At 67.5% G+C, this 16924-nt stretch carries 14 protein-coding genes and 2 tRNA genes; 4 read left to right on the top strand and 12 right to left on the bottom strand.

All coding sequences use genetic code 11. From position 1 onward, the window contains the following. Nucleotides 1–130: 130 nt before the first annotated feature. A complete protein-coding gene (locus tag WAT24_RS05745; RefSeq protein ID WP_253565997.1) occupies nucleotides 131–427 on the bottom strand; it encodes an immunity protein Tsi6 family protein in 297 nt (98 codons plus the stop codon). A gap of 775 nt (nucleotides 428–1202) precedes the next feature. On the opposite strand from WAT24_RS05745, the gene WAT24_RS05750 reads away from it, so the two are divergent. Both WAT24_RS05750 and WAT24_RS05755 read left to right on the top strand, forming a co-directional pair. Next, a complete protein-coding gene (locus WAT24_RS05750; RefSeq protein WP_336806881.1) occupies nucleotides 1203–1751 on the top strand; it encodes a hypothetical protein in 549 nt (182 codons plus the stop codon). A gap of 27 nt (nucleotides 1752–1778) precedes the next feature. Beyond that, on the top strand, nucleotides 1779–2270 hold the full coding sequence (locus WAT24_RS05755) for a lysozyme inhibitor LprI family protein (protein WP_336806882.1): 492 nt from the start codon (nucleotides 1779–1781) through the stop codon (nucleotides 2268–2270). 65 nt (nucleotides 2271–2335) lie between these two features. On the opposite strand, the gene WAT24_RS05760 is transcribed toward WAT24_RS05755, so the two are convergent. Next, nucleotides 2336–2410 (bottom strand) — tRNA-Val (locus tag WAT24_RS05760). A 117-nt stretch (nucleotides 2411–2527) separates the two neighbouring features. Beyond that, the gene (uvrB, locus tag WAT24_RS05765; protein ID WP_336806883.1) at nucleotides 2528–4558 is read right to left on the bottom strand and encodes an excinuclease ABC subunit UvrB; all 2031 of its coding nucleotides are present in this window, start codon (nucleotides 4556–4558) and stop codon (nucleotides 2528–2530) included. A 185-nt stretch (nucleotides 4559–4743) separates the two neighbouring features. Between uvrB and WAT24_RS05770 the strand changes: the two genes are divergently transcribed. Further along, nucleotides 4744–5265, top strand: a complete 522-nt coding sequence (locus tag WAT24_RS05770) for a GspH/FimT family pseudopilin (protein ID WP_336806884.1) — start codon at nucleotides 4744–4746, stop codon at nucleotides 5263–5265. Nucleotides 5266–5337: 72 nt separating this feature from the next. Here the strand turns inward: WAT24_RS05770 and WAT24_RS05775 are convergent. The 7 genes from WAT24_RS05775 to grxD form a co-directional block, all read right to left on the bottom strand. Beyond that, nucleotides 5338–5414: transfer RNA gene (locus WAT24_RS05775), tRNA-Asn, on the bottom strand. Between the two features lie 39 nt (nucleotides 5415–5453). Then, entirely contained in the window at nucleotides 5454–6878 is a 1425-nt protein-coding gene (gene ppnN, locus WAT24_RS05780; protein ID WP_336806885.1) for a nucleotide 5'-monophosphate nucleosidase PpnN, read from the bottom strand. A gap of 151 nt (nucleotides 6879–7029) precedes the next feature. Then, nucleotides 7030–10269 carry a TonB-dependent receptor gene (locus WAT24_RS05785; RefSeq protein WP_336806886.1) on the bottom strand — a complete coding sequence of 1080 codons (3240 nt, stop codon included), beginning with the start codon at nucleotides 10267–10269 and terminating at the stop codon, nucleotides 7030–7032. Nucleotides 10270–10496: 227 nt separating this feature from the next. Further along, nucleotides 10497–12215 (bottom strand): bifunctional ornithine lipid synthase OlsF, encoded by a 1719-nt coding sequence (gene olsF / locus WAT24_RS05790; RefSeq protein ID WP_336806887.1) that lies wholly within the window; start codon nucleotides 12213–12215, stop codon nucleotides 10497–10499. A gap of 102 nt (nucleotides 12216–12317) precedes the next feature. Beyond that, a complete protein-coding gene (locus tag WAT24_RS05795) occupies nucleotides 12318–12914 on the bottom strand; it encodes a YhgN family NAAT transporter (RefSeq protein ID WP_336807231.1) in 597 nt (198 codons plus the stop codon). Nucleotides 12915–13102: 188 nt separating this feature from the next. Beyond that, complete coding sequence (locus WAT24_RS05800) at nucleotides 13103–13870, bottom strand: SDR family NAD(P)-dependent oxidoreductase (RefSeq protein ID WP_336806888.1); 768 nt, start codon at nucleotides 13868–13870, stop codon at nucleotides 13103–13105. After that, entirely contained in the window at nucleotides 13867–14193 is a 327-nt protein-coding gene (gene grxD / locus WAT24_RS05805) for a Grx4 family monothiol glutaredoxin (protein WP_336806889.1), read from the bottom strand. The genes WAT24_RS05800 and grxD overlap by 4 nt, the downstream gene beginning before the upstream one ends. Nucleotides 14194–14307: 114 nt before the next feature. Between grxD and WAT24_RS05810 the strand changes: the two genes are divergently transcribed. After that, the gene (locus tag WAT24_RS05810) at nucleotides 14308–14886 is read left to right on the top strand and encodes a superoxide dismutase (protein ID WP_336806890.1); all 579 of its coding nucleotides are present in this window, start codon (nucleotides 14308–14310) and stop codon (nucleotides 14884–14886) included. 317 nt (nucleotides 14887–15203) lie between these two features. Here WAT24_RS05810 and WAT24_RS05815 read toward each other — a convergent pair whose 3' ends face one another. Together WAT24_RS05815 and purE are read right to left on the bottom strand one after the other, a co-directional pair. Further along, a complete protein-coding gene (locus WAT24_RS05815; protein WP_336806891.1) occupies nucleotides 15204–16364 on the bottom strand; it encodes a 5-(carboxyamino)imidazole ribonucleotide synthase in 1161 nt (386 codons plus the stop codon). Next, a complete protein-coding gene (purE, locus tag WAT24_RS05820; RefSeq protein ID WP_336806892.1) occupies nucleotides 16361–16864 on the bottom strand; it encodes a 5-(carboxyamino)imidazole ribonucleotide mutase in 504 nt (167 codons plus the stop codon). Before purE ends, WAT24_RS05815 begins: the two co-directional genes overlap by 4 nt. Nucleotides 16865–16924: the final 60 nt, after the last annotated feature.

Below are 16924 nucleotides of genomic sequence, written 5' to 3' on the forward strand. Positions count from 1 at the left end.
CAATCTTCTCGATCGCGGCACATGCCGGGAAGGAAAGAAGGATGAGAAAAGCAGTTGCGAGAACTTTCATATGGGGCCTAACGCTGGAGTTAAGCGGCGCGCGGTACGCGCGTCCGCCTTGAACGAGTTGTTAGGTGCGGCGATGGATGCCCAGGCGCACCTTTGCTGCGTACGGAAGATACCTTTGCTGAAGCTCGTACTGGACTGCTGAAATTGTTCTCGGCAGCTCTTCTGGCTGCCACCCCTCGAGTTCACGCACGGCGATGAAGCCCATGGTGAGCTCTTCGAGGCGCTCGGGCGGCTCAGTGCCAGAGAGCACCGCCTGACAGTACTGAAGCTGGCGCAGGACTGAAGCACGCCAAGACAGCTCGTGCGGGAGCGCCTCAACCTGCTTTGCTGCCCATTCGATTTGCTGCGCAGTGTCCATTGCACCTAACGCTTAGTAGACCCCAAATCGGGGCATATGCACCGATCCTCACCTCATCGACGGGCCCGGGTCAAGTTGGCGAAACCCAGGTAAGATCAAACACCTGGACTCATGGCACCGGCCACCATAGGCACAGAACGCTCGGTGCATATCTGCGGATCCGCGTCACTATCACTTATCCCGGTGGAAACGGGGAAATAAGTAGCCCTCTATCCAAACGATCGCGCACCGATCCCTGCATTCCCCCGGCAGGCTATCGCCGATGCAGACGAGCCACCCAGCCGAGGGGTCTGGGGCAAACCGAGTGCGAACCCGTTCGTCCGCATCGATCGTTTGCTCTTCGCCCGACTCTCGTCGGCTCGCTCGCAGGACCTTTTGACTCGCCGGACCTTTTGAAACGCGCTCGGCTCTCGCGCCCCCGCTCGTGGGTCTCTTTGCCCGTCGCTTGGCTCTTTTTAAAGGGCAAGCGGGTCTTTTTTCGGTGGGGCGAGGCTCTCCGGGCCAGGCGTTCGGGTGTGCTTGCCTGGCGCGTGGGTCTATCTGGTTCACGCTTGGCTCTTTTTGCCCGGCACTTGGGTCTCATGGCTCAGGACATGGCTCTTTCGACCCGCGCCTGGGTCTTTTCCCCCGGCACGCGGGGCTTTTTGCGCCACGCGTGACACTTTTCCGTCGGCGCGTGGCTTTTGCAGAGCCAACCGGGCACCCCGTCAGCCGAACCTTGGACAAAGACGCGCTCACCGCGATGGACAACGCGCTCGGTGCGCTGGAGGCGAGCATGACCGGCCTGATCGCGCTGACGCCGGAGCAGCGCCACCAGCTCACCAAGATGGGCGACAAGTCCGAGGCGTTCTGCCGGCAGGCGGGCCACGTGTTCGGCGAGAACCCGGGCGTGCTGCCGCGCAACTTCGACCTGGAGGGTTACCAGCGCGACCTGGCCGCGCTGAATGCGCTGCGGCCGCGGCTGATGCGACTGGCGACGCTGCACCAGCGGGCGCTGGATACCGAGATGGCGATCGGCAGCGACTTGATGACCAACGCGCTGGAGGGCTACGCGATGCTCAAGGTGGCCGGCAAGGTCAGGGCCTGGACGAGGCACGCAAGGCGCTGTCGGCCCGGTTTGCCCGCAAGAGCCGGGTTACGGAAACGCCCGAGCCGGCGACAGCATGAGCTACCTCGAGGGCCCGATCCACGGGCCCTCCTTCCAAAGGAGACGCGTACATCGCGGGCGATCGGTAAACAACCACGCCGCTTCCATCGAACGGCCCTCCCTTGGGTCGCCCCACAGCGCCCGCTTTTGGTCAGGTCGGCGCGGCATTCTCGTTGAGTGCGATGACCGAACGGAGGACAACCTATGCGTGTCATGCTGATTGCGGCGGTTCTCTCCCTGGCCAGTGGGGGCGCAGCCGGCCAAGACGCCCGGTGCACCGATCGGCCGGAATGCTGGCCCACGGGAAGTGCCATGCATGAAGGGCTTGCAGCGGGACAAAGACTGGCTCGCACGCAGAAGCACCTCGATGCGCAGCAGGAAGCCCTGGTCGCGCTCGTGGAGAAGAGCCAGATCGACGGCTTCACGGACGAGCGCTTGATCGCCGCCATCAAGGGAGACTACGTCGCCTGGGTGGCGTATCGGCAGGCGCAATGCCAGTTGGAGGGTACGTTGACCCAAGCTGGCGGGTCACGGCAGACCACTTACGCCGTCCTGTGTGAGGAAAGCTGGGTGAGCAACCGCATTCGGCTCGTATCCGGCATCCTGGCGTGCATCCAGCAGTTGCCGGAAAAGACGAGGCCGTTCGATCAACAGACCTGCCTTGAAAAGCTCGAGACCGTCGTTCCCAAGAGCTGAGCGCAAGGCACCGGCAGGCAATGAAAAAGGCCGGCGCAACGCGCCGGCCTTTTCGTTTCAACTCTTGGTGGGCGGTACAAGGATCGAACTTGTGACCCCTACCATGTCAAGGTAGTGCTCTACCGCTGAGCTAACCGCCCAAGAGCCGCGAAGTTTAGCAAGGGTGGGTGGGGATGCCAAGCTTTTGGGCCTGGCGGGGGTAGAGCGGCCCCTCGCCCCGGCCCTCTCCCTTAGGGGAGCGGGCGCTTAAAGGCGGGTCAGCTTTGCATGACCTGTTCGCGCAGCTTGTGGATCTGGTCGCGCAGGCGGGCGGCTTCCTCGAACTCCAGGTTCTGGGCGTGCTTGTACATCTGCGATTCGAGCTTCTTGATCGCGGCGGCGGCCTGGGTGGCGCTCAAGTTGGCGTACTCCCCTGCCCCTTCGGCCACGGCTTTGCCGCGCGCGCCCTTGGCGGCCTTGCCTCTCCCGCGGGCGGCGGGCTCGGCGCGGGCGCCTTCCATGATGTCGGCAATGCGGCGCACCACGGTTTGCGGGGTGATGCCGTTGGCTTCGTTGTAGGCGATCTGTTTCTCGCGACGGCGGTTGGTCTCGTCCATCGCCGCCTGCATCGAGCGGGTGACCTGGTCGGCGTAGAGGATGGCCTTGCCGCGCACGTTGCGGGCGGCGCGGCCGATGGTCTGGATCAGCGAGCCGGTGGAGCGCAGGAAGCCTTCCTTGTCGGCGTCCAGGATCGCGACCAGCGAGACCTCAGGCATGTCCAGGCCCTCGCGCAGCAGGTTGATGCCGACCAGCACGTCGAACTCGCCCAGGCGCAGGTCGCGGATGATCTCGGTGCGCTCGACCGTCTCGATGTCCGAGTGCAGGTAGCGCACCTTCACGTCGTGCTCGGAGAGGTATTCGGTGAGGTTCTCGGCCATGCGCTTGGTCAGCGTGGTGACCAGGATGCGGTCGCCCATGGCGATGCGCTTCCTGGCCTCGCCGAGCAGGTCGTCGACCTGGGTGCGCACCGGGCGCACCTCCACTTCCGGGTCGACCAGGCCGGTGGGGCGCACCACCAGCTCGACCACGGCGTCGCCGGATTTCTGCAGCTCGTAGTCGCGCGGAGTGGCGGAGACGTAGATGGTGCGCGGCGCGCGCTGCTCCCACTCCTCGAAGCGCAGCGGGCGGTTGTCCATCGCCGAGGGCAGGCGGAAGCCGAACTCGACCAGCGTCTCCTTGCGTGAGCGGTCGCCCTTGTACATGGCGCCGAGCTGCGGGACGGTAACGTGCGATTCGTCCACCACCAGCAGCGCATCCGGCGGCAGGTAGTCGAACAGGGTCGGGGGCGGCTCGCCGGGGCCGCGGCGCGTGAGGTGGCGCGAGTAGTTCTCGATGCCCTGGCAGAAGCCGACCTCGGCCATCATCTCGATGTCGAAGCGGGTGCGCTGCTCCAGCCGTTGCGCCTCGACCAGCTTGTTGTCGCGGTAGAGCTGCTCCAGCCGTTCCTTGAGCTCGATCTTGATCGTCTCGATCGCGTTCAGGACGCTCTCGCGGGTGCTGGCGTAGTGGGTGCGCGGGTAGACGGTGTAGCGCGGGATCCTGCGCAGGGTCTCGCCGGTGAGCGGGTCGAACAGCGAGAGGTTCTCGATGTCGCCGTCGAACAGCTCGATGCGCAGCGCTTCGGTTTCCGATTCGGCGGGGAACACGTCGATGATCTCGCCACGCACGCGGTAGGTGCCACGGCGCAGTTCCATCTCGTTGCGCGTGTACTGCAGCTCGGTGAGCTGGTGGATCAGCTTGCGCTGGTCGATGTGCTCGCCGACCGAGAGGATCAGGCGCAGGCTGAGGTAGTCCTCCGGGTCGCCCAGGCCGTAGATGGCCGAGACGGTGGCGACGATGATCGAGTCGCGCCGCGAGAGCAGCGCCTTGGTCGCGGCCAGGCGCATCTGCTCGATGTGGTCGTTGATCGAGGCGTCCTTCTCGATGTAGGTGTCCGAGGACACCACGTAGGCCTCGGGCTGGTAGTAGTCGTAATAGCTGACGAAGTATTCCACCGCGTTGTGCGGAAAGAACTCCTTGAACTCGCCGTAGAGCTGCGCGGCCAGCGTCTTGTTCGGCGCCAGGATCACCGCGGGGCGCTGCACCCGCTGGATCACGTTGGCGATGGTGTAGGTCTTGCCCGAGCCGGTGACGCCCAGCAGCGTCTGCGCGGCCAGGCCGGCCTCGAAGCCCTCGCTGAGCTTGGCGATGGCCTGCGGCTGGTCACCGGAGGGCTGGTACGGGGAGACGAGCTGGAAACGGTCGGTCATGGCTGACGGATATGCGGGCGAATGGGTCGATCTTAAAGCCGCCCTGCTGACAGGCCGTGTCAGCACAGACCCACGGCATGCTGGTGTCAAGGCCGATTCCCTCGGCCGCGCCGGTCGCCCGATGATGCCGGCTCCCCGCAGGGAGCGATGGCATGGAACCGAGGCAAGGATGCCCCCGGCGCCGCATGCGCGGCGTCACGCTGGTGGAACAGGTCGCGACGGTGCTGATCCTCGCCACGCTGACCTGCGTCGCCGCGCCGTCCCTCGCCGGGCTGGTGCGGCGCAACCGCACACAGGCGGCGCAGATGGACATGATGGAGGCGCTGGGCTACGCCCGCGGCGAGGCCGTGCTGCGGCGCACCCGCGTGCTGTTCTGCCCGACGCGGGATCGCCTGCGCTGCAGCAACAGCAACCGCTGGGAGAGCGGCTGGCTGGTCGGCATCGACCGCAACCGCGACAACCAGCCGGACGGTCCGCCGCTGCGCGTCGGCGAGGGCTACACGCAACTGGTGATCCGCAGCAGCCGGGCACGCCGCCACGTGACCTTCCTGCCCGACGGCAGCGCCGGCGGCAGCAACCTCACCCTGATCCTCTGCCCGCCCGGTCGCGCGCAGACGGCGCTGGGCGTGGTGGTGGCCAATTCGGGGCGGCCGCGCGGGAGCCGCCCGACGGCGCGACAGGCCGTGGACTGCGCGGCGGCGCGATGATCCCGCCACAGGTGGCCGCGAGCCCCGGCCAGGCAAAGAAAAAGGCCCTGCATCGCTGCAGGGCCTTCAAGATGGCGCCCGAAGTTGGACTCGAACCAACGACCCCCTGATTAACAGTCAAGTGCTCTAACCAGCTGAGCTATTCGGGCGGGGTGAGCTGCGTAGTTTGAATAGCGTCGTGCGGGCTGTCAAGCGAGCGGAGCGGTCTCCTTGCCCGCGGCGCGCACGCGGTAGCAGGGCACGTAGGCGGTGCCGCCCGGGAGCTTCATGCGCTGCTGGGTGACGAAGGCCTGCAGCAGCGCGTCCAGCGCCCGCATGATCTCCGGCTCGCCGTCGATGTCGAACGGCCCGTGCTGCTCGATCGCGCGCACGCCCTCCTCCTTCACGTTGCCGGCGACGATGCCGGAGAACGCGCGGCGCAGGTCGGCCGCCAGCTCGTGCCGCGGCCGCGCGCGATGCAGGGCCAGGCCGCGCATGGCCTCGTGGGTGGGACGGAACGGCAGCTGGAACGCGAACGGAATGTCCAGCGCCCAGTTGAAGAAGAACGCGTCCTTGGTGTCCAGCCGGTGGTTGCGCACCTTGTCCACGCCCTTGACCATGGCGCGCGCCACGGCAGCCGGGTCGTCCACGATGATCTGGTAGTGCTGCGCCACCTCCTCGCCCAGGGCGAGCTTGAGGAAACGGTCGATCTGCTCGAAATAGGCGGCCGACTGCTTGGGGCCGGTGAAGATCAGCGGGAACGGGATGCCCGCGTTGTCCGGGTGCAGCAGGATGCCGAGCAGGTAGAGGATCTCCTCCGCCGTGCCCACGCCGCCGGGAAACACCACGATGCCGTGCGCCATGCGGACGAAGGCCTCCAGGCGCTTCTCGATGTCCGGCATGATCACCAGCTGGTTGACGATGGGGTTCGGGGATTCGGCGGCGATGATGCCCGGCTCGGTGATGCCGATGTAGCGGTTGTTGCGCCGGCGCTGCTTGGCGTGGGCGATGGTGGCGCCCTTCATCGGGCCCTTCATCGCGCCCGGGCCGCACCCGGTGCAGATGTCCATGCCGCGCAGGCCGAGCTGGTACCCCACCGACTTGGTGTACTCGTACTCGTCGCGCGAGATCGAATGGCCGCCCCAGCACACCACCAGGTTGGGGTCGACGTGCGGCTTGAGGATGCGCGCGTTGCGCAGGATCTCGAACACCGCATGGGTGATGCCCACGGTGTCGTCGAGGTCGAAACCGCCCTGCTCGAGCTGGGTGGACACGTAGACGATATCGCGCACCACCGCCACCAGCAGCTCGTTGATGCCGCGGATGATCTGGCCGTCGACGAAGGCCTGCGCCGGCGCGTGGGAAAGCTCGATCTTGATGCCGCGGTCCTGCTGCAGCACCTGGATGTCGAAATCCGGGTACTGTTCGAACATCGAGCGAGGATCGTCGCTGATGTTGCCGGAGGTGAGCACCGCGAGCGCGCAGCGACGCAGCAAGGCGTGCAGGCCCGAGCCGCTGGCGTCGCGCAGGCGCGCGACCTCGTTGCGCGAGAGGATGTCCAGTCCGCCCGCCGGCGAGATGCGTGCACTGACGGTGGCGGGCTTGCCGGCGCGGCCGGCTTGGATGTCGTTCATTCGTACCTTCTCCTGCCGCTGACGGCCTCCGGCCTGATGCCGGCGCCGTGGCGGACCGCCTAGCTTCCCGCGTTGGGGTCCGAGGGGTCAAGCCGAAAAAAAACCGGCGCCCTCGCGGGCGCCGGTTTCCGGTCGTTCGAGGCGAAGCCTCTCAGAACGCGTAACGCAGCGTCAGCATGGCCGACCAGCGCGACACCACGCGGGTCGGGTTGCTGCCCGCGTCGTAGCGGATCAGCTGCTGCGGCTGGTAGTTGCCGTTCTGGTCGGTAGGCAGGAAGTACACGTACTGACCCTGCGCGTTGACACCACTGTAGCCGGCCAGCGTACGGGTGTTGAACTGCGTGTTGACCGTCTGTCCCCAGTCCTTGTTGAGGAAATTGAGGAAGTTGTAGATGTCCAGGCGGACCACGCCCTTGTTGCCCTTGAAGATGCCGGGCACCTCCTGCGAGAAGCTCATGTCGAGCTGGTTCACCCAGGGGTAGCGCGCGCCATTGCGGCTGGCGATCTGGCCGCGGTGCTTGCTCAGGTACTTGTCGTTGGAGATGAAGTCCTGGAACTGCTGGATCAGCTCGGGCGACGCGTTGCCGTAGCTCACCTTCGGGTCGTTGACGGTCGGGATGTAGGCCGGATCCTCGTAGGTGATGCCGTCGCCGTTGACGTCGCCGGAGAAGATCCAGCTGTACGGCAGGCCGTCGTGGCCGTCGTAGAAGGCCGACACGGTGGTGTTGTAGTTGCCGAAGAACGCGTGCTGCCAGGTCAGGGCGAGCTTGACGGTGCGGGCGATGTTGCGGTCGGCGGTCTCGGCCACTTCGTCGTTGACGTTCGTGCGCACCACGTAGGCATAGCCGGAGGACGCCTGCGAGCTGTTGCCCGGGTTGACCTCGGTGGCATGGCTCAGGCTGAAGGCCAGGCTGCCGGACCAGTCGTTGGAGAACGGCTTGGACAGAGCCAGGGTCAGCGTGTCGGACTTACCCTTGCTGGTATTGGTCAGCAGCGTGGAGGCGCGGTCGAACGCCTTGTTGCGATTGGCGGCCGCGTCACGGCTGTTCGGGAACTCGCCCGGCGTGGCCCAGTACTGGTAACGGCCGTCCGGCAGCACGCCGGTCGGTCGGCCGATGTTGATCGCCTGGTAGTAGATGCCGTTGCGCGTCTTGATGTGCTGCAGCTCGACCGATCCGATCATGCCCCACCAGGGCAGCTCGCGGTCGAACGCCAGGGTGGTCTTCCACACACTCGGAAGCTTGAAGTTGGGATCGATCGTGTCGACGTCCATCGCCGGCGGATTCTGCGGGCCCGTCGGGATGTTCTGGTTGTACGGATCGGGGCTGAACGGGGCATCGGCCGGATTGAAGGACGAGTAGCTCGCCACGGTCAGGCCGTTGTTCTGGTACGGATTGGTCATCCACACCGTCGGCGGGGTGGTCTGGAACAGGCCGAAGCCGCCACGCAGCTGGGTCATGCGCTCGGTGTCGAAGGCGTAGTTGAAGGCCAGGCGCGGCTCGATCACCTTGTTCTTGGCGCCGAGCTTGGTGTTGTTCGGATAGCCGAACGCCTGCTCGAAGGCCGGGTTGTACAGCGGCGCCTTGTCGGCCTGCGGGATGTCCACGCGCACGCCGTAGGTCAGCGACAGGTTGTCGTTGACCTGCCAGGTGTCCTGCAGGAACGGGCTGTACTGGGTGTAGGTCCACTTGGCGGCGACGTCGTCCAGCGTGTAGCCGGCGGCCGGCTGGTACAGGAAGTACGAGTCGTAGTTGCCGGCGGCGAAGTTGTCCAGGCCGTAGAAGGTGTAGTTGCCGTGCTCGGTGCGGCCGAACAGGTTGTAGATCTTCGAGCGCTGGTAGTCGATACCGCCCTTGAGGGTGTGGTCGCCCAGGTACAGCGTGCCGGCCAGGAACGCGGACCACTTCTTGGTGCTGATCGCGTTCTCGTGGCGGTACTGGTCCTCGCCCAGGTTGATCGACGCGCCGCGGCCCGACGGGTCGAGGTAGACCTTCACCTGCGGCTGGTTGATCGCGTTGCCCGCCAGCTGCTCGAACGACTGGTAGCTGACCTTCGCCTCGGTCGAGAAGTTCTCGGTCCAGTCGTCGAAGAACTGCAGTGCGCCGTTCTTGGTCAGGCTGTCCTTGGTGTACCAGTAGCTGCTCAGGCCGATCTGGTTGGAGCTGTTGCCCTGCACGATCGGCTGGGTTTCCTTGGTGTACTGGTAAGTCAGGCTGGCGCGATGGTTGTTGGTGATGTTCCAGTCGATCTTGCCCAGGTAGCGCTTGTCCTCCAGCGTCACGCCGCCCGCGCCGAACGAGCCCGGCTGCAGGCCGAGCGCCTTGGCGGTGTCGATCACGCGCTGCAGGTCCCCCGGGGAGATCTTGTTCGACGTCGACGGACCGTTGCCCAGCGAGGTGTCGAGGCCGTTGGCCGAATCGGCGCCGATGCCGGTGGTCTTTTCCTGCTCGGCCGAGACGAAGAAGAACAGCTTGTCCTTGATGATCGGACCGCCCAGCGTGACGCCGCCGGTCCAGTCACGGCTGTAGCCGGTGTACTTGTAGCCCGGGGCATCGTGGTCCAGCCAGCCGGCGTCGCCCACCATCTTGTTGGCGTTGCGGTAGGCGTAGTAGACCGAGCCGTGGAAGTCGTTGGTGCCCGACTTGGTGACCGCGTTGACGTCCGCGCCGACCGTGTCGGAGGTGACGTCGAAGTTGGCGGTGGAGATGTTGTACTCGGCGATGGTGTCCACCGAGATCGGCGAGCCCTGGTACGGCAGGCCGTTGGCGTTCAGGCCGAACGGGTCGCCCTGGGAGATGCCGTCGACGCTGATGTTGTTGTAGCGATTCGGCAGGCCGGCCATGGAGATCGAGCCGTCACCCTGGTCGGAGACGTTGATGCGCGGGTCGAGGCGCGCGATGTCGTCGATCGAGCGGTTGCCCTGCGGGGTGCTCTCGAGCTGGCGGCCCGAGACGTTGGTGGACAGGCCCTTGTTGTCCGGTGTGAAGGTCTGCATCAGCGCCGAGGCGGTGACGGTCACGCCGGCGAGGTTCTGCGCCTCGACCGGGGCCATCTTCAGGTTCACGGCGGAGCTCTGGCCCAGCTGCAGGTACACGTTGTCCTGCTCGGCCTGGGTCATGCCGGACTTGGTCGCGGTGATGTCGAACGGACCGCCCACGCGCAGGCCCTGCGCGGTGTAGCGACCGTCGGCGTCGGTGGTGACGACCTTGGTGGTGCCCGAAGGCTCATGCACGATCTGCACGGTGGCACCGGCGACCGGCTGGCCGGAGGCGTCGACCACGCGGCCGCTCACGGCGGAGGAGGTCACGTTCTGCGCGATGGCAGGCGCCCCGATCGCCAGCAGCGAGGCAATGGCGAATGGCAGGGCTTTGGCGCGGAAGGAACGGTTCATAGTCATGTCGACCTGTGTGTTTGCAACGGAAATTCGATGTCGGGACAAAAACGCACCCTCTGCCGGGCCTCGGGCCAGGCATGCGTCGGTGCGGTGATGTCTCCCCTAACGTCTTGGCGCAGCTATCGTCCAGCAGCGATGGGTCCGCCCCATCTACCGACCAGTTGTTAAGCAAACTTAACGACAGTGTATGACAAGACGGTGTCCGATTTCACGCTTCGGAAAGCTCAAACCGGGGTTTTGCCCAGGTAGCGCGCGCGTTTGGCCGGCTTGAGCGTGGCGAGGTCGAGCATGACAAGGCCGTCGACACAGCCGGAAAACCCGGGATCCTCGCCGAAATCCAGGAACTGCACGCCCTCGGGCTCGACCAGGTCGACGTACTGGCGGTAGAGCACCGGGAGGCTGACGCCGAGCGCGTCCAGATGGTGCTTGAGCTTGCCCAGCCCGGCTTGCGCGTCGAGCCCGTCCAGGGCACGGCGCACCATGGCGATCACGTCGGGCGAGATCACGAACGGCTGCCGGGCCGCGGCGAGCCCGGGCGCGCCGAAGTAATGCTGGTGCGCGGCCGCGATCCATTCGCGCGCCTCCCGCGGCAGGTTGACCGACATGCTGACCGGCCCGAACAGGTAGCGCAGCTCCGGGTGGCGCTGCAGGTACAGGCCGATGCCCTGCCACAGCTGGTCCAGCGCGCGCGAACGCCAGTAGGCCGGGGCGATGAAGCTGCGCCCCAGCTCCAGGCCCTGCGCCAGGCGGGAGTCCAGCGCCGGCGAGTAGTTGAACAGGCTCGCGGTATACAGCCCCTGCAGCCCGCGTTCGGCGATCAGCCGGCCGCCGTGGCCGAAGCGATAGGCACCGACGATGCGCAGGGCGGCCGGGTCCCACAGCAGCAGGTGCTCGTAGTGCGGGTCGAAGGCGTCCAGGTCGCGCCGGGCGTTGGTGCCCTCGCCCACCTTGCGGAAGGTCAGCTCGCGAAGGCGGCCGATCTCGCGCAGCACGGTGCTGTCGGCCGCGCCCTTGAACAGCCAGACCTGCTTGCCGTCGTTGAGGTCGGCCAGCTTCTCCGCCTGCGAGGCCAGCTCGGCGGCGACGCGGTCGGCCGGTTCCGGGTGCGCCAGCGGCACCTGGCCACCGAAGACCAGCCCGCGCCGGCGTCCGACCCGGTAGACGTGCCGCCGCATCAGGCGCGCGGCCTGCTCGGAGGAGCCGCCGCTGCGCTCGAACAGTTCCCCGGCACTGACCAGTGCGCCCACGCTGAAACCGATCCGCCGACTGACGGGCGCGACCGCCTCGCGCGGCAGCATGGCGGTACTCAACGGCTTGGCCAGCATGGACAGGCCGTAGAACATCGCCGAGTTGCGCGCGGCAATGTGCACCGGGAGCACGGGCGCACCGCTGCGCCGCGCCAGCCGCGCGAAGCCGTCGGACCAGCGGCCGTCGCGCACGCCGCCGGGGCCCATGCGGGACACCTCGCCGGCCGGGAACACGATCAGCGCCTCGCCACGTGCCAGCGCGCGATGGACCTCGCGCAGGCGCGAGCCGGCGCCCTTGCCGAAGACGTCGACCGGCAGCAGCAGCCGGCGCAGGGGCTCCACCACGGCGAGCCAGTCGTTGCCCAGCACGCGCACGTCGCTGCGCACCGAGCCGACCAGTTGCAGCAGCGCCAGCGCGTCCACCATGCCGAGCGGGTGGTTGGCCACCACCAGCACCGGGCCGTCCACCGGGATGTGCTCGCGTTCGCGCGAGCTGACGTGATAGCTGACGCCGAGCAGGTCGAGGGCCCGCTCGACGAAGTCGAAGCCCTCGGTCTGGCCGACGGCCCCGAGCACCCGGTTGAAGCCGGCCTCGTCGGCCAGGCGGCCGAGCAGCCCGGCGACCGGGCGACGGATCCGCGGATGCTGTGCCAGCCACGGCAAGCGCGCGGTGAGGGTCCGTTCGACACTGAGCATGACCGCCTCCAGATGTTTCGCCCATGCTGGGGCGCGAGTATGACAGCAGGGAGACGGGGAGCGGGGACCGGCGATGCGCGGACGGGCCGCTGCGGCCCTCCTTCAGACCCGCATGTGCAGGAAGGCCGCCACGCCGCCCATGAACATCTGCACGGAAAGCGCGATCAGCAGCATGCCCATCACCCGCTCCAGCGCGGTCAGCACGCTTTCGCCCAGCCAGCGGAACAGGTAGGTCGAGGACAGCAGGATCGCCGAGGTCGCCAGCCACGCCAGCAACAGCGCGGTCGCCCAGTCGGCGGTGCGGCCCGGCGCGGTGTTGGTCAGCAGCAGCAGTGCGGCCATCGCCGACGGGCCGGCCACGCCGGGGATCGCCATCGGCACGATGAAGGGCTCGCCTTCGCCCGGCTTGCCGAAGATGCCGCCTTCGGCGGGTGGAAAGACCATGCGGATGCCGATCAGGAACAGCACGATGCCGCCGGCGATGCTGATCGATTCCTGGCGCAGCTGCAGCAGCTTGAGGATGTGCTGCCCGCCCACCAGGAACCCCAGCAGCACGCCCAGCGCGATCAGCAGCTCGCGGATCATGACTACGCGCCGGCGCTTGGGCGGCACGTGCTTGAGCAGGCTCAGGAAGAACGGCACGTTGCCGAGCGGGTCCATGATCAGGAACAGCAGGATGCCCGCCGACAGGGTGGTCATCTGCGTTTCCATGGACGGGCTCCTGGCGGCGTGATCGGCAACAGGATGCCACGTGGCGGCATCCTGCGAGGGGGATTGCGACCGGTTACTCCGTAAGAGCGAGCTTGCTCGCGATGCCCCTGCTTCCGGAAAAGCCGGGGCAAAAAAGCATCGCAAGCAAGCTCGCGCCCACGTATTCGGCGCGGTGTTCAGGCCGGACGCAGGTCCAGTACGGCACCACGCGCCGCCATCCCCTGCGGGCCGAGCAACCACACGGCGGCCGCGGCCGCGGCATCGGGCAGTGGCTGGGTGTTGGGGTCCTCGCCGAAATAGGCCTGGTGGCGCAGCGCCGTGCGCATCGGCATCGGCAGCAGCGCATGGGTGCGGATGGCGGTGGTGTCGGTTTCCTGGTGCAGGATCTCGACGAGCCGCTCCAGCGCCCCCTTGGACACGCCGTAGGCGCCCCAGTGGGCTCGGTTGACCAGGTCCGGGTTGTCCAGCACGAACACCACTGCGGCATCCGGCGCCTTGCCCAGCAGCGCCAGGCAGGCCTGGGTCAGGGCGAACGGCGCCGACACGTTGACGTGCAGCGTGCGCAGCCATTCGTCCGGCTTGTGCATGCCGATCGGGGTCAGTCCGCCGAAACTGGCCGCGCAGTGCACGATGCCGTCCAGCCGGCCGAGGTCCTGTTGGAGTCCGTCGGCCAGCGTCTCGTAGTCGCGCGGCGTGGCCGCTTCCATGTCCAGCGGATGGATCACCGGCTCGGGCAGTTGCTCGGCCACGATCAGGTCGTAGAGCTGCTCGAGCTGGCGCTTGCGCCTGCCGGTGACCACCACGGTCGCGCCCGCGCGCGCCGCGGCCAGCGACACCTCGCGGCCCAGGCCTCCGTAGGCGCCGGTCACCAGGATCACGCGGCCGGCCAGGCTGTCGGCCGCAGGCGCCCGGTCCTGCGGCAGGCGCACGATCGGCAGGGTCATGCGCGTACCGTCCCGCTCACGTCGGCGGCCATGCGCGCCAGCTCGCCCGAAGCCTTGAGGTCCTCCACGATGTCGCAGCCGCCGATCAGCTCGCCCTGGATGAACAGCTGTGGAAAGGTCGGCCAGTTGGCGAAATGCGGCAACGCGGCGCGCACTTCCGGATCGGCCAGCACGTTGACCGCGTGGAACTCGGCGCCGGCGTCCTTCAGCGCCTGCGCGGCCCGGCTGGAAAAGCCGCACATCGGGAACTGCGGCGTGCCCTTCATGAAAAGCACCATGGGATGCTCGGCGAGCACCGCCTTGATTCGCTCGTTAACGTCCATAGGTGGGGAGTTCTACAATGCGTGCAGGACCACAAGTGTATCAGCCGCGCAAGGACTGCCGCCGCCTGGCAGCCTGACCGGTTTCCTTTCAAGCCGCAGCCCAAGGAGTCCCTCATGGCGATCGAACTTCCCCCCCTGCCCTACGAAAAGAACGCGCTGGAGCCGCACATCTCGGCCGAGACGCTGGAGTTCCACCACGACAAGCACCACCAGGCCTACGTGACCAACCTCAACAAGCTGATCGAGGGCACGGAGTTCGAGGGCATGCCGCTGGAAGAGATCGTCCGCAAGTCCTCGGGTGGCATCTTCAACAACGCCGCGCAGACCTGGAACCACACGTTCTACTGGAACTCGATGAGCCCCAACGGGGGCGGCGAACCGACCGGCAAGCTCGCCGACGCGATCAACAAGGCGTTCGGCTCGGTCGAGAAGTTCAAGGAAGAGTTCGCCAGGATGGGCGCCACCAACTTCGGTTCGGGCTGGACCTGGCTGGTGCAGCGTCCGGACGGCTCGCTCGGCATCGTCAACACCTCCAACGCGGGCACGCCGATCACCGGCAGCGACAAGCCGCTGTTCACCTGCGACGTGTGGGAACACGCCTACTACATCGACTACCGCAACGCGCGCCCGAAGTACCTGGAGGCGTTCTGGAACGTGGTGAACTGGGACTTCGCGGCCAGCAACCTGGCCTGACAACCCGAGCGCAGGGCGGGGCTCGCCCTTCCCTGCGCCCCTGCCACGACGTAGGAGCGAGCTTGCTCGCAGTGCTCCTGGCCCCGGCATGTGGGGTCAAAGGCATCGCGAGCAAGCTTGCTCCTACATTGCATTGCATCGGGCCGTGTCGCGGGTGCCTGGCGCCTGGGCAACCTGGCCTGGCAACCCGAGCGCAGGGGGCCCGGCCTTCCTGCATCCTCGTCACGACGCAGGAGCGGGCTTGCTGGCGAGCTCCTGGCCGGGCGTCCCGGGTTGAAGGCATCGCGGGCCAGCTCGCTCCTCGCGTCGGGGTGGCGTTAGAGGTGGCGCAGGAGGTCCAGCGCAGGGCCGGCCTGCGCCTCGCGATGCAGCGCGCCGGCGATGGTGGCCATGCGCTCGGCCAGCGTCCGCGCATCCGGTGCGCATACCGTGGCGTGCCCCACCTTGCGGCCGGGACGGGCCTGCTTGCCGTAGTCGTGCCAGTGCGCGTCCGTCGTGGTCAGCACCGGCGCGGGGTCCGGCAGCTCGCCGATCCAGTTGAACATGCACGACAGGCCGCGCGCGCCGGTATCCCCCAGCGGCAACCCGAGCACGGCACGCACGTGATTCTCGAACTGGCTGGTGTGCGCGCCCTCGATGGTCCAGTGCCCGGAGTTGTGCACGCGCGGGGCCATCTCGTTGCCGAGCAGCTCGCCGTCCTCGACGAACAGCTCCAGCGCGAACACGCCCACGTATTCCAGCCGTTCGGCCAGGGTGCGGGCCAGGCCGGTGACACGCCGCTGCAGTTCCTCGATATCCGGCGCCGGCGCCAGGCTCAGGCTGAGCACGCCGTCGGTATGCCAGTTGCGGGTCAGCGGCCAGGTACGGAAATCGCCCTCGCGGCTGCGCACGGCGACCACCGACAGCTCGCGCTCGAACGGCACGAACGCCTCCAGGATCAGCCCGTGCGCGGCGCCCTGCTCGCCCAGTGCGGCCCAGGCGGCGTCGGCGTCCTGCGACGTCCTCAGGCGGAACTGGCCCTTGCCGTCGTAACCCAGCCGGCGGGTCTTGAGGATGGCCGGCGCGCCCACCTCGGCCAAGGCGCGATCGAGATCCTCGCGCGTGTCCACGGCCACGAAGGCCGGCGTCTGCAGCCCGCATTCGCGGAACAGGGTCTTTTCGGCAAGGCGGTCCTGCGCCACCGCAAGCGCCCGCGGCACCGGCGAGACGGCCACGCGCTCGGCCAGCCAATGGGCGGTCTCGGCGGGCACGTTCTCGAAATCGAAGGTGACCACGTCGACCTCACGCGCGAAGCGTTCCAGTGCGACGTAGTCCTTCCAGTCGGCCACCAGCAGCGGCGCGACCTGGCCGGCACAGGCGTCGGCCGCGCTGTCGACCACCAGCGTCTTGACGCCCAGCGGTGCGGCGGCCAGCGCCAGCATGCGCGCCAGCTGGCCGCCGCCGAGGATGCCCAGCACGGGTTGGCGCCGACCGCTCATGCGCGCGGGTCCGGCTGCTCGAGCACGCTCTGCGTCTGGCGTGCCCGGTAGGCGTCCAGGGCCTGCGCGATGGCCGGATCGTGCAATGCCAGCACGGCAGCGGCGAGCAGGCCCGCGTTCACCGCGCCGGCACGGCCGATCGCCAGGGTGCCAACCGGAATGCCGGCCGGCATCTGCGCGATGGAGAGCAACGAATCCATGCCGTTGAGCGCCTTGGACTGCACCGGCACGCCGAACACCGGCAGCCGCGTCTTGGCCGCGAGCATGCCCGGCAGGTGGGCGGCGCCGCCGGCGCCGGCGACGATCACCTGGATGCCGCGTGCCGCCGCCTCTTCGGCATAGCGGAACAGCAGGTCGGGTGTGCGATGGGCGGAGACCACGCGTACCTCGTGCGGCACGCCCAGTGCGTCCAGCACGCTGGCCGCATGCTCCATGGTCTCCCAGTCGGAACGGGAGCCCATCACCACGCCCACACGGGCCGGCTCGGCGGTCGATGTCATGGTTATGCCACCCCAAAAAGGCTATTGTACGGGCTTTCCGCAGCCCGACACGACCTGCCC

Source organism: Fulvimonas yonginensis (genome assembly GCF_037137055.1).
GTDB lineage: Bacteria > Pseudomonadota > Gammaproteobacteria > Xanthomonadales > Rhodanobacteraceae > Frateuria_A > Frateuria_A yonginensis.

What these genes read in the sequence shown, in the direction of transcription:
- purE (WP_336806892.1), bottom strand. Translation starts at nt 16,864, where the DNA reads ATGACATCGACCGCCGAGCCGGCCCGTGTGGGCGTGGTGATGGGCTCC.
- WAT24_RS05755 (WP_336806882.1), top strand. Translation starts at nt 1,779, where the DNA reads ATGCGTGTCATGCTGATTGCGGCGGTTCTCTCCCTGGCCAGTGGGGGC.
- WAT24_RS05785 (WP_336806886.1), bottom strand. Translation starts at nt 10,269, where the DNA reads ATGAACCGTTCCTTCCGCGCCAAAGCCCTGCCATTCGCCATTGCCTCG.
- WAT24_RS05750 (WP_336806881.1), top strand. Translation starts at nt 1,203, where the DNA reads ATGACCGGCCTGATCGCGCTGACGCCGGAGCAGCGCCACCAGCTCACC.
- WAT24_RS05745 (WP_253565997.1), bottom strand. Translation starts at nt 427, where the DNA reads ATGGACACTGCGCAGCAAATCGAATGGGCAGCAAAGCAGGTTGAGGCG.
- olsF (WP_336806887.1), bottom strand. Translation starts at nt 12,215, where the DNA reads ATGCTCAGTGTCGAACGGACCCTCACCGCGCGCTTGCCGTGGCTGGCA.
- uvrB (WP_336806883.1), bottom strand. Translation starts at nt 4,558, where the DNA reads ATGACCGACCGTTTCCAGCTCGTCTCCCCGTACCAGCCCTCCGGTGAC.
- WAT24_RS05800 (WP_336806888.1), bottom strand. Translation starts at nt 13,870, where the DNA reads ATGACCCTGCCGATCGTGCGCCTGCCGCAGGACCGGGCGCCTGCGGCC.
- WAT24_RS05815 (WP_336806891.1), bottom strand. Translation starts at nt 16,364, where the DNA reads ATGAGCGGTCGGCGCCAACCCGTGCTGGGCATCCTCGGCGGCGGCCAG.
- ppnN (WP_336806885.1), bottom strand. Translation starts at nt 6,878, where the DNA reads ATGAACGACATCCAAGCCGGCCGCGCCGGCAAGCCCGCCACCGTCAGT.
- WAT24_RS05795 (WP_336807231.1), bottom strand. Translation starts at nt 12,914, where the DNA reads ATGACCACCCTGTCGGCGGGCATCCTGCTGTTCCTGATCATGGACCCG.
- grxD (WP_336806889.1), bottom strand. Translation starts at nt 14,193, where the DNA reads ATGGACGTTAACGAGCGAATCAAGGCGGTGCTCGCCGAGCATCCCATG.
- WAT24_RS05810 (WP_336806890.1), top strand. Translation starts at nt 14,308, where the DNA reads ATGGCGATCGAACTTCCCCCCCTGCCCTACGAAAAGAACGCGCTGGAG.
- WAT24_RS05770 (WP_336806884.1), top strand. Translation starts at nt 4,744, where the DNA reads ATGCGCGGCGTCACGCTGGTGGAACAGGTCGCGACGGTGCTGATCCTC.